General features: G+C 36.2%; 9 protein-coding genes. 3 read left to right on the top strand and 6 right to left on the bottom strand.

Annotated elements, in window-relative coordinates; translation table 11 throughout:
- Positions 1 to 8: 8 nt before the first annotated feature.
- The 3 genes from IJI93_RS04820 to gatE are packed head-to-tail and all read left to right on the top strand — an operon-like array spanning position 9 to position 4,652.
- Positions 9 to 1,454 carry a 2-oxoacid:acceptor oxidoreductase family protein gene (locus tag IJI93_RS04820; protein WP_292820702.1) on the top strand — a complete coding sequence of 482 codons (1,446 nt, stop codon included), beginning with the start codon at positions 9 to 11 and terminating at the stop codon, positions 1,452 to 1,454.
- Between the two features lie 9 nt (positions 1,455 to 1,463).
- Complete coding sequence (gatD, locus tag IJI93_RS04815) at positions 1,464 to 2,774, top strand: Glu-tRNA(Gln) amidotransferase subunit GatD (protein ID WP_292820699.1); 1,311 nt, start codon at positions 1,464 to 1,466, stop codon at positions 2,772 to 2,774.
- A 12-nt stretch (positions 2,775 to 2,786) separates the two neighbouring features.
- On the top strand, positions 2,787 to 4,652 hold the full coding sequence (gatE, locus tag IJI93_RS04810) for a Glu-tRNA(Gln) amidotransferase subunit GatE (RefSeq protein WP_292820696.1): 1,866 nt from the start codon (positions 2,787 to 2,789) through the stop codon (positions 4,650 to 4,652).
- A gap of 555 nt (positions 4,653 to 5,207) precedes the next feature.
- Here gatE and IJI93_RS04805 read toward each other — a convergent pair.
- From IJI93_RS04805 to IJI93_RS04780, 6 genes are all read right to left on the bottom strand, one after another.
- Complete coding sequence (locus IJI93_RS04805) at positions 5,208 to 5,801, bottom strand: Ig-like domain-containing protein (protein WP_292820693.1); 594 nt, start codon at positions 5,799 to 5,801, stop codon at positions 5,208 to 5,210.
- A 9-nt stretch (positions 5,802 to 5,810) separates the two neighbouring features.
- A complete protein-coding gene (locus IJI93_RS04800; protein ID WP_292820690.1) occupies positions 5,811 to 6,392 on the bottom strand; it encodes an Ig-like domain-containing protein in 582 nt (193 codons plus the stop codon).
- A gap of 281 nt (positions 6,393 to 6,673) precedes the next feature.
- The gene (locus IJI93_RS04795) at positions 6,674 to 7,219 is read right to left on the bottom strand and encodes an Ig-like domain-containing protein (RefSeq protein WP_292820687.1); all 546 of its coding nucleotides are present in this window, start codon (positions 7,217 to 7,219) and stop codon (positions 6,674 to 6,676) included.
- A 63-nt stretch (positions 7,220 to 7,282) separates the two neighbouring features.
- A complete protein-coding gene (locus tag IJI93_RS04790) occupies positions 7,283 to 7,918 on the bottom strand; it encodes a hypothetical protein (RefSeq protein ID WP_292820684.1) in 636 nt (211 codons plus the stop codon).
- A 113-nt stretch (positions 7,919 to 8,031) separates the two neighbouring features.
- Positions 8,032 to 9,870 (bottom strand): Ig-like domain repeat protein, encoded by a 1,839-nt coding sequence (locus tag IJI93_RS04785; RefSeq protein ID WP_292820681.1) that lies wholly within the window; start codon positions 9,868 to 9,870, stop codon positions 8,032 to 8,034.
- A gap of 570 nt (positions 9,871 to 10,440) precedes the next feature.
- The coding region (locus tag IJI93_RS04780; protein ID WP_292820678.1) for an Ig-like domain-containing protein at positions 10,441 to 11,763 on the bottom strand (1,323 nt) is incomplete at its 5' end.

The following is an 11,763-nucleotide window of genomic DNA, read 5'->3' as shown; positions in this document are numbered from 1 at the left end:
GTGGAAAAATGAGTGAAAAAGATTTTAATGATAAAGATTATGAATTGCAAATACGTAGAAATCCACAATCCCTTTTAGAAGAATATCCTAGAAAAGGAACCAATATTCAATCTACACACTACTGTGCCGGTTGTGGACATGGAATTTTACACAAATTAATTGCCGAATGTATGGATGAACTTGGAATTCAGGAAAGATGCGTAATGATTTCACCTGTGGGATGTTCAGTATACGCATACTTCTATTTCAATTGCGGAAACTTCCAAACTGCTCACGGAAGAGCACCTGCAGTGGCTACAGGTATTTCAAGAGCACAGGACAATGCCATTGTAATGAGTTATCAGGGAGACGGAGATTTGGCATCCATCGGTTTGAATGAAACATTGCAGGCTGCAAATCGTGGAGAAAAGATTGCAGTATTTTTCGTAAACAACACAGTTTATGGAATGACCGGTGGGCAAATGGCTCCAACCACATTAATCGGTGAAAAGACAGTTACATGTCAAACAGGAAGAGACCCTGATTACACAGGACACCCTACACACATGTGCGAATTGATTGATACATTGAAAGCACCTGTATTCATTGAAAGGGTATCCCTTGCAAATCCATTAAAAATCAGACTTGCAAAATATGCCATCAAACAGGCTTTGACCGTTCAAAAAGAAGGAAAAGGATATTCATTTGTTGAAGTATTGTCACCTTGTCCAACAAACCTAAAACAGGATGTTGCAAGTGCTCAAAAATTCATTGAAGAACAGATGGAAAAAGAATTCCCTGTCAAAAACTTCAGAAATAATTTATATCAAAAAGAGCCAGTTGTAAGGCCCGAAAGTGATTTTTCAACCGAATCATTGGATAAGATATTCAATGTTTCAAGAAGCGATGACTCAGGTTATGTTGATGATGACATCAATCCATTGAGCATCAAGGTCAGTGGATTTGGAGGTCAGGGAGTTTTAAGTGCAGGTTTGACAATTGCTCAGGCAGCATGTGCCGAAGGAAAGCACGTATCCTGGTATCCTAGCTACGGACCTGAACAAAGAGGTGGAAAATCAAACTGTTCTGTTGTGATTTCCAATGAGACTATAGGAACCCCTGTCGTTGATGATATTGACATTCTTATTGCATTAAACAAACCTTCACTGGCACAATTCTCACAGGACGTTAAGGAAGGCGGAGTCATACTTTATGATGCCCATATCGGTGAGTTCTCAACCGACAAAGACATCAAAGTCATTCCAATGCCATGCGTTGACATTGCAGAAGAACATGGAAACGCAAGAACCGCTAATACCGCATTGCTTGGAGCATTGACTGAGCTGACAGATGTATTGAAACGTGAATCTTATGAAAATGCCATTCGTGAAATGTTTGCATCAAAACCAAAAGTTATTGATGTGAATATTGAAGTTTTAGAAGCGGGAGCTGAATGGTTAAAAAACAATTCTTAGTGTGATTTGATGACTTATAAAGAAATTTCCCAAGATTATATAAAACAATATGGCATCAGCATAGGAGATACCGTTAAAGTTAACAAAGAGGACATCTCCTATACTGGCATTTTGCTTGATAGGCCCGAAGATGCCGATGACGGGTATCTTGTTATCAAGCTATCAAGCGGATACAATATCGGGGTAGCTATCGAAAATACTACTTGCGAGCTAATCGAGAAGGGTGAAAAGCCAAAAATCGGCTATGATGAAACCGAAATTCCTCATGACGATGCAAAACAGAACATCTCAATCGTGTCAACAGGAGGTACAGTATCATCCGTCATTGACTACAGGACAGGGGCTGTCCATCCTAAGTTCACAGCATCAGATCTTGTAAAGGCAAACCCTGAATTGCTTGATTATGCCAATTACAATGTAAAAGCATTATACAATATTTTAAGTGAGGATATGAAACCCGAATACTGGGTAAAGGCGGCTGAAGAAATAGCCAATGACATTTCCGGCGGCGCAGACGGAGTGGTAATAGCTCATGGTACAGATACTATGCATTATACTGCTGCTGCATTGAGCTTTATGGTCAAAACACCAGTGCCTATTGTCATTACCGGCGCTCAGAGAAGTTCAGACAGGCCTTCAAGTGACGCTAACATCAACCTGATTGACTCTGTAGTTGCAGCAAAATCAGACATAGCCGAAGTGTGTGTCTGCATGCACGGAAGCCTGAACGATGAGTACACTTACCTTCACAAAGGAACAAAGGTAAGAAAGATGCACACTTCAAGAAGAGATACATTCAGAAGCATCAATGCTCAGCCAATAGCTAAAATCCAAAACAAAAAGGTTAACATCAATCCAGAATATGATTATGTCAAACGCGGCAGCCAGGACCTTGAATTGAATACTGCCATTGAAAATAAAGTCGGATTCATCAAAAGCTTTCCGGGAATTTCTGCTGATTACATTGACTATCACATTGATAAGGGATATAAGGGTCTTGTCATTGAGGGAACAGGTCTTGGACATGTGCCGAATGACTTGATTGACTCATTGAAAAGAGCGCAAGATGAAAACATTCCAGTCATCATGACCTCACAGTGCCTTTACGGAAGGGTGAACATGAATGTCTACTCAACCGGACGCAATATTCTTGATGCTGGAGTTATTTCAGGCCTTGACATGACCCCTGAAACCACCTATGTGAAATTATGTTGGGCATTGGGCCAAAGTGACGATTATGCTAAAGTAAAAGAGATTATGCAAGAAAACATTGCAGGTGAATTTTCCGAAAAATCATCAATTAAGGATTTCTTGAATTAAGGGAGTGCTAGAATGGATTACGAAAAATTAGGATTAAAAATGGGACTTGAAATTCACCAACAGTTAAACAGCCAGCACAAGCTATTCTGTCCATGCAAAACAGAACTTGTTGATGATGATTTTGATGAATTGATTCAAAGAAAATTAAGGCCAACACAATCAGAGCTTGGGGAAATCGACAGAGCTGCTCTTCAAGAATCCTTAAGGGGACTCAACTTCAAATACGAAAACTTTGAAAAGCATACCTGTCTTGTTGAAAACGATGACGAACCTCCTCACAGCTTAAATGAAGAAGCTCTTGACATCTGTATTACCATCGCATGTTTGATGAACATGCACATTGTGGATGAATTCCATACCATGAGAAAACAGGTTATTGACGGAAGTAACACCGGAGGATTTCAAAGAACAGGTATGGTTGCAACCGACGGCTACCTTGACACCCCTTATGGAAAAGTAATTATTGAAAGTCTTGGTCTTGAGGAAGATGCTGCAAGAAGAATTGAAACCAAGGACGGATTTACCGAATTCAGATTGGACAGATTAGGTATTCCTCTTGCAGAAATCACAACCGACCCTTCAATGCACCACCCTGATCAAGTAAGGGAAGTCGCATATATGCTCGGTCAAATCTTAAGAAGTACCAACGTTAAAAGAGGTCTTGGAACAATCAGACAGGACTTGAACATCTCCATTGCAGAAGGTGCGCGTGTAGAAATAAAAGGTGTGCAGGATTTGGATTTGATGGGCGAAATCGTAAACCGCGAAGTTACAAGACAGCTTGAATTAATTGACATTAAAAAACAGCTGAATGAAAGAAATGCTGAAGTCTTGGAAGAGATTCACACATTGGATGAATTGTTTGAAGATACCGAATCCAAAATCTTAAAATCAGCCCCAACCATTAAAGCTGTTGTTTTGAAAGGATTTGATGGTTTGATTGGCCGCGAAGTGCAGCCTGGCAGAAGATTTGGAACAGAGATTGCAAGCTATGCCAAGAAACGTGGAGTTTCCGGAATCTTCCACTCTGATGAATTGCCTGCTTACGGAATAACCCAAGACGAAGTCGACAAAGTCAATGAGTTTTTAGGCATCGGCGATGATGATGCATTCATCATTGTAGCGCATGATGAAGATATCGCAATTTCCGCTTTGGAGGAAGTTAAAAGAAGAGCCAACCTAGGCCTTGACGGTGTTGTGGAAGAGACAAGAAAAGCACTTGAAGATGGAAACACAGAATACATGAGGCCGCTTCCAACCGCAAACAGGATGTATCTTGAAACCGACATTCCTTTATTCAAGATCACCTCCGATAGAATCGAACCTATTGCAAACGACTTGCCTGAATTGCCTGACGTAAAGCAAGCAAGAATCATTGAGGAATACAAATTAAGTGAAGACCTTGCAACACAACTTGTCAAAAGGCAGACTGCAGACACCTTTGAAGCCATATTGGCAGATGTCGATGTGGATGCAACACCGGTCGCATCACTTCTTGCATATGATTTGCGTGAAATCAAAAGGGAAGGCTATGATGTTGATGTCTTGACATTAGACCACTATAAAGGAATTTTCACACTGCTCGGTGAAGGTAAAATAGCTAAGGACAGTGTCAGAAAGCTAGCTATTGAAACAATAAAAACACCTGATGAGGAAATCTCCGAAATAGCCGAGAAGAACAACTTGACCATGCTCAGTGAAAGTGATGTTGCAAACATAATTTCTGAAATCGTTGCCAAAAATGAGGGAATGGTGAAAGAACGTCAGATGGGCGCCATGGGTCCTTTAATGGGAATGTGCATGAAGGAACTTAAAGGAAAGGCCGATGGTGGAATGGTCAATAAGATCGTTCGCGAAGAAATTCAAAAATTAATTTAGGAAAGCTCCAAGAGTTTTCCAAAAAACTCTTTTTTAATTTTTAGGAATACCTAAAAAAATGGAAAGCTTTATATACTATTGTGATGAATTAAGATATAGGGATGTAATTTAGGTGAACCTAAAAAACTCTCCATATTATCTCTAAAAAATATTAAATTAGATTTTCACAATTTCCTCTAATTTAATACAAGTCGTTGGAAAATTAAAAATCTGCCAAAAAAAAATTTTCCTTAAATCTTGGTGTTTAAAACCACCTCAAATTTAAACACCAAACTCTCTCTTTTTAAAATGATTCACAAAACTATTGATTTAATCATTCCTGCATTGAAAATAACAGCAACCCATAGTAACATTCATATTTAATCTATACGAAGTGGCGAAAAGTGCTTCTTCGGCCAAAGGAGCATCAAGATTATGAAGGGAAGGATGCACGAAAATAAGGTCTAAATAGTTTAAGTACGAAATTGTTTGGCAAGAAATCCATATTATTTATAGAAAAAAACTGTTCAAAAAAATAAAAAGAAAAAGTAAAAAAGATAGTTTTATTACTGGGCATTATACCATAACTGGTTCACCACGTTCCCACCTATCTCTTGCATCACGATATTTACTATAACTTTCTCCAGCACCTTGAAAATGTTGTCCATCGGGATCAACAATTATTCCATTACTATCATAATAAACATTTATTTCTTCATCATAATATAATCCATCATTTGATGAACCTGAAGATTGTGTTGATTGCTGAGTTACATTTTCTTCTACAACATTATCTTTTATTTCCAGTTTTTGAGAAGTAGATGATGGATTATATTTATCATCACCTTCAAATGTAATATTAACAGTGTAATTACCTGCATCAATGTCTTTTAGATTTAATTTAGCTTTTCCATTGACATCTGTATCAACTGAGTATTCACTAACATTTCCTTTATCATCAATGAATTTAAAATGAATTGTTTTACCCGCAAGATTATCAAATTCTGCTTGAAGGCCAACTTTAATATAGTCATCATGACTTAAAGATTCATTACTCATAAAATAAATTTTAGTGTCTGTTTTCGCTAATCCCATACTAAATGTTGCAACTATTGTTAAAATTACAATAATCAAAATTAGAATTATCAAACTAATTTTTGTCTTATCCATCATTTCACCTCAATCATGATACATTCCTGCATTTTCATCCCAATGGTCATTAGAACCTATATAATGCCCACCATGTTCTGTTGTATATTCCCAACCCCAATAATCTGCTTCTTCTCTTGTTATTCCACTAGAATCAACAGCAGGCCGATTATCATTTTGAGTATAAGAAATATCATTAGAATATGAACTGGATGAATGCGCAATAGGTTGTTCAATAATTTCTAACTTTTGTTGAGTGCTATTTCCAGTATAGTTATCATTTCCATAATAAGAGCAGTTAACTGTATAGTTTCCAACACTTCTATCCAATTCCAGCACACCAACACCACTAGAATTGGTAATTACTGAAGTATAATAACTTCCACCATCCTTATCCGTGATGGTTATGTTAACTGTTTCACCAGAAATTCCAGTGCCGTTAATATCTGTTAATTTAACAGTTAAGTTGCTTCCTTCATTAAGTGTATTATTGCTTGTTATTTCTAACTTTGAATCTGTTTTATTGGAATTTGATGTAACTGCAAATATTCCAAGTAAAAGAGCAACAATAATCACAAGTAATGCAACAATAATAAGTTTATTCTTTTCCATAATCACACCTAAAATAATATAATATTATATAATATTGTGTCAATCATATGTATATAACAATTTCCAACAATAATTCCAGAACTTTATCTACACGAAATGGCGAAAAGTGCTTCTTTGGCCAAAGCAGCATCAAAATTATGAAGGGAACACGTTGTTAAAATGAGATGTGAAGAATGAAAACACAAAATAAAATAAGCATTCACATAGATTATAGTACCTGAAAATTTAGTAAAAAAAAGAAAAATTTAAGTAAATGCCGAAGCATCTACTTTTTAATTATATCAATATCCCAAACTGGCTTTTTGTGCTTCCCATTCTTCTTCACTGTTAGCACTTTTACCATAAACTTTAAGTGTGTAGTAATCAGCTTCACTAATTGGTTCTCCAGTGTCTGAAAGGTACAGTGGTTCACTAGAAGTCTGTTCGACAGTCGCTTCAGTAACCTTCTCTTTAATTGTTAATTTTTTAGTTGCATTACAACCATTATAATTATCAGTTCCAGCATAATTGATAGTTACATTATATTCTCCTGCATCTTTTTCAAGTTTTAATTCACCAATACCATTTTCATTAGTAACAACTGAATGATAATCACTTGATTTGTTTTCATCAGTAATTGTGATGTTGACAGTTTGATTACTTAATGCTGTTCCATTGGCATCAGTCAACTTAATTTGAAGGTTATCACCTTCATTAATTGTATCATTACCAATTATTTCAAGTTTTGAATCTGTTTTTGCAAAATTAGGCATTGATACTAATACTCCTGCTAAAAGAGCAATAATAACTACAATTAATGCAATAATAATCAGTTTATTCTTTTCCATAATATCACCTATAAAAAATTATGTCAATCACCATATGTGAATGGAGTATTTCTTGCTACTCCATTACTTTCCCATAATATAATTTTCATAGAAAGATCTTTCGTATGTTTTACCATTTTTATTTACTCCCCCTTTGACCACCCTAGCACCATCATCAGTGTATCCAGGATCATCTATGTTAATATATCCATTATCTTGGATGTGATAATTTACTGCACCATATTTACTTTGTACATAGTTATCAACTTCTTCTTGACTATACATTGGGGTACCGTCACTTTTGTAAGCGTATACCTGTTTTTGGGATTCAGTAGCTTTTTTTTCAATAGTTATCTTTTTAGTTGCATCACAACCATTATAACCATTATTGCCATCATAACTTACAGTTACAGTATAATCCCCAACACTTTTGTCAATTTTTAATTCACCAACACCTTCATCATTAGTGACTAGAGAGTAGTCAGAATTGGAGTTATCTTTATCAATGAAGGTTATTTTTACAGTTTGATTAGCTAATGCAACTCCATTAACATCAGTCAACTTAATTTGAAGGTTATCGCCTTCATTAATTGTATCATTACCAATTATTTCAAGTTTTGAATCTACTTTTGTAAAATTTGGCATTATTGCAAATATTGCTGCTAAAAGGGCAATTATAATCACAAGCAATGCAATGATAATAAGTCTGTTTCTTTCCATTTAATCACCATGTATTAATATTATATTAATATTTATCCTAACTTATAAAAAAAATTTTGTAAATTATTATTAAAAAAATAAAAAAAAGTTAAAGGAGAGAGTGAAATTCTCCTTTATATTTTAACGAAACTTATTCTTGCAACTGATCCGGCATATTTGGTGTTTCCGCCATATGAGCTGCTTATATAGTATTCATCTGGAACCAAATCTTCGACTGAGAGTTTAACCTGACCGAACTTATCGGTTTTTAAAGCAGTTTTCATGCCATTGAAGTTGAACACTACAGTTGCGCCTTTGATGGCCTGGCCGGTTTCCCTGTTGATTAAGGTAGCAACTACTTCCTGTGTTTCCTTGTAATAGAAATTGGAAATAACGGTTGATATTTTATCAGTTGCAAATTTTATTGAAGCATAGGATTTTAGGTATTTGCTGTTTCCTCCATATGAAAGGCTTGCGCTTTCAACTACAGGCTCACCAATATGTAATCTTGCCTGACCTAGCTTATCGGTTTTTGCGGCTGTTTTTACACCATTATAATTGAATACTATGGTAGCGCCTTTAATTGCCTGGCCGGTTTCACTGTTGATTAATGTGGCAACCAGCTCCTGGGTTGCCTCATCGTAATACTGTGAAATGGTGGTCATGATTTTAGTTATGGTGAAATCAACTGTTACAGAGGATGGGTAGTATTTGCTGTTTCCTAGATAATTGGCTGTGACCCTATAGTTGCCTAGTGCCAAGTCTGCAACGGAAACTTTTGCCTGACCGTTTGCGTCAGTCTTGACAGTGGATTTCACGCCATTAACCTCAAAGCTCACATTAGAATTCTTGATGAACTGACCTGTAGCATCATCAATTAATGTAGCGACCACTTCTCTTGCACCGTTATTGTAGACCAAGAAAATGCTAGTGCTTATTTTAATAGTGAATTCGACGCTTGCAGTGGAAGGATTATACTTGGTATTACCTTTATAGGATGCAGTGGCTGTGTAAGAGCCTCCCTCCACATAATAGTATTTGGCTTGACCGTTAACATCGGTTTTAACTGTAGCAGATACATCATTAAATTTGAAAACAACACTTGCACCTTTAATAGGTATGCCTGTAACATTATTAAGCAATGTAGCAACTAACTCATCATTACTATAAACAAGAGACATGTCTGTATCAAATTTTGGAACATTAAAGTCATAACTTGTAAAAGCAGGATCATAGTAATTACTGCCCTCATAATAAACATTTGCAGTATAAGGGCCAGGAGCTAAATCAGGAATGGATATAATAGCCATGCCATTATAATCCGTTACAAGATTATAATTAACACCACCACCAAGATTGACCATAACATTAGCACGGACAATAGCTTGAGCATAAGGGTCAGTCAAAGTAATTGCCAATTTCCTATCATCTGCATAATAATCACAGTAAAGAATACTGCCTTCACGGCCAATGACAATATCATAACTTGTAAAAGCAGGATTATATGTAGCATTACCCGCATAAGAAACATTGACAGGATAAGTGCCTGAAGCGAAACCACCGACATAAAATTCAACACAACCATAATCATTAGTTATGCGGTTATAGGTTTTTCCATTAAAATTAATCACCAAATCAGCATATTTAACAGGCAAGTTGGTATTATCAAGCAAAGTGATGTACAACATTTCATAATTCTCATCATAATTGCAGTCAATAGTGGTGTTTATCCCTTCAAAAACAAAATCAACACTTGCACTGGAAGTGTTATACATATCATTACCTGCATCATCGACAGAAGCTTCAGCAACCTGTTCATCATCAATGCCATCAACAGAAATCGTGTTTAGCACATCGTTTCCGTCTTCGGCTGCACTAACACATGATATTGTCATCAAGCTAACAAGTATCAGCGCCAGCACCATAATCTTTTTATTTATCATGAATCTTTTTTCCTCCAATATTTTTCCCATGTAATATATTATATACATGCATAATATTAAATATTTCTATAAATCTATCCTCCGGCCGTTTTTAAAGACATATAATATTAAAACAAGAGTTTTTCTCAACTAGTTCAGATTATACAGTCCAAACTTAAAAGAATATTCAATTTATAAAAAAAATAACGAAAATCTTCATGGATATTATCATCCCCACCATAAATTAAATTTCTAAATAACAACAAAATTCAAAATATGTCATCATTATTGCTTTTTTCTTTAAACTAAAGATTTAAAAATTAGTAAAATGTTAAATGTTACGGACAACTACATCATATTTTTCTTAAAAAAAATCACTATGAAAAATGCCCTGAAAATTAAAATCAATTTAAACATAATAACATGCAATAATTGCAACAGTTCTTCATTAGAATGCTTAAAATATTAAATCCAAAATCAATAATTTGATGAGTATTTGAAAAAACAATACAACACTTCTAAGAGCGTACACATGAACTGGTAAAAAAAGAAAAAAGTAGTAATTTGGAGAAATATTCCAAGGAATAATTTCCAAATTAACTATGGAGAAACATTCCCCTTTTAAGTTTTAACTATATTTATGTTAGCAGTTGAACCTGTATACTTGCTGTTTCCGCCGTATGAGCTGCTGATTGAATTTTGACCCAAATCAAGGTCTGCAACTGAAATTTTGACCTGACCCAACTTATCTGTTTTAAAAGCAGTCTTCACGCCGTTTATGTTGAATACAACGGTTGCCCCCTTAATGGCCTGACCTGTTTCACTGTTGATCAATGTTGCCACAGCCTCTTGAGTCTGCCTATCATAGACATTGGAAACTTGAGTTGGTATCTTTCCTGCAATGATATTTATTGAAGCGATTGATTTGAGGTATTTGCTGTTTCCGCCATAGGAGATTGCAGCATGGAAATATTCTGGGTTCACACCTGAAACCGCAAGTCTTGCCTGACCCAACTTGTCTGTTTTAACGGAAGTCTTAGTGCCGTTCAAGTTGAAGACAACATTACCTCCTTTAATTGCGCTGCCTGTTACGGCATTTATCAATGTAGCAACCAGTTCATTGGTTTTCGCATCCCAATACAGTGAAATTCTGGTTGTAATCTTGCTTACAGCAACATTGAAAGACTCACCGGACGGCTTATATTTGCCGTTACCTTTATATGAAACGGAAGCGGTATACTTGCCCGGATTCAAACCGGAAACGGTTACTTTAGCCTGACCTGAAGCATCAGTTTTGGCAGTAAGTTTATCTCCATTAACCTCAAATATCACATTGGCGCCTTTAATTGCCTGACCTGTTTCGCTGTTGATTAAAATAGCTGACAATTCTGAATCAACACCATATTCAACAAGGAAATCCCCAACAACCAAATCAGTGCCTGATTTAATAGTTATATCTATACTTGTGTTGGAAGGATTATACTTGCTGTTACCATTATAAGAGACAGTTACAGTGTGAGTGCCTGAAGCCAAATCGCTGGTGGAAAGCACAGCCTGACCATTTGAATTGGTTTTAACTGTATATTTATCATTGTTGATGACAAACCTTACGTTAGCTCCTTGAATTGCCTGACCGGTAGCTGCATTTGTTAAAGTGGCAACAAGTTCATTGGCATTGTTAATCACTGAAAGATCAGTATCAGTTTTAATAATGAAATCAACGCTTGTGCTGGCCGGATTATACTTGGTGGTTCCCTTATAATAAGCATCCACAGTGTGAGTGCCTGAAGCCAGTTTTGCTGCGGAAACTTTAACCTGACCATTATAGTCTGTCTTAAGAGTGGAATTCACACCATCAATGGCAACTGCAATGTTGCTTCCCCTGACAGGCTGATCATTAAACTCACTGGTTAAGGTAATGAGCAGCTGGCTTGCACTCTCATC

Source organism: Methanobrevibacter sp. (genome assembly GCF_017431965.1).
Lineage (GTDB): Archaea > Methanobacteriota > Methanobacteria > Methanobacteriales > Methanobacteriaceae > Methanocatella.
This window is presented reverse-complemented; position numbering and strand designations above follow the sequence as displayed.

Excerpts from the sequence above, each read along its gene's own strand:
- gatE (WP_292820696.1), top strand. The coding sequence starts at position 2,787 with ATGGATTACGAAAAATTAGGATTAAAAATGGGACTTGAAATTCACCAA.
- IJI93_RS04785 (WP_292820681.1), bottom strand. The coding sequence starts at position 9,870 with ATGGGAAAAATATTGGAGGAAAAAAGATTCATGATAAATAAAAAGATT.
- IJI93_RS04805 (WP_292820693.1), bottom strand. The coding sequence starts at position 5,801 with ATGGATAAGACAAAAATTAGTTTGATAATTCTAATTTTGATTATTGTA.
- IJI93_RS04820 (WP_292820702.1), top strand. The coding sequence starts at position 9 with ATGAGTGAAAAAGATTTTAATGATAAAGATTATGAATTGCAAATACGT.
- IJI93_RS04795 (WP_292820687.1), bottom strand. The coding sequence starts at position 7,219 with ATGGAAAAGAATAAACTGATTATTATTGCATTAATTGTAGTTATTATT.
- IJI93_RS04790 (WP_292820684.1), bottom strand. The coding sequence starts at position 7,918 with ATGGAAAGAAACAGACTTATTATCATTGCATTGCTTGTGATTATAATT.
- IJI93_RS04800 (WP_292820690.1), bottom strand. The coding sequence starts at position 6,392 with ATGGAAAAGAATAAACTTATTATTGTTGCATTACTTGTGATTATTGTT.
- gatD (WP_292820699.1), top strand. The coding sequence starts at position 1,464 with ATGACTTATAAAGAAATTTCCCAAGATTATATAAAACAATATGGCATC.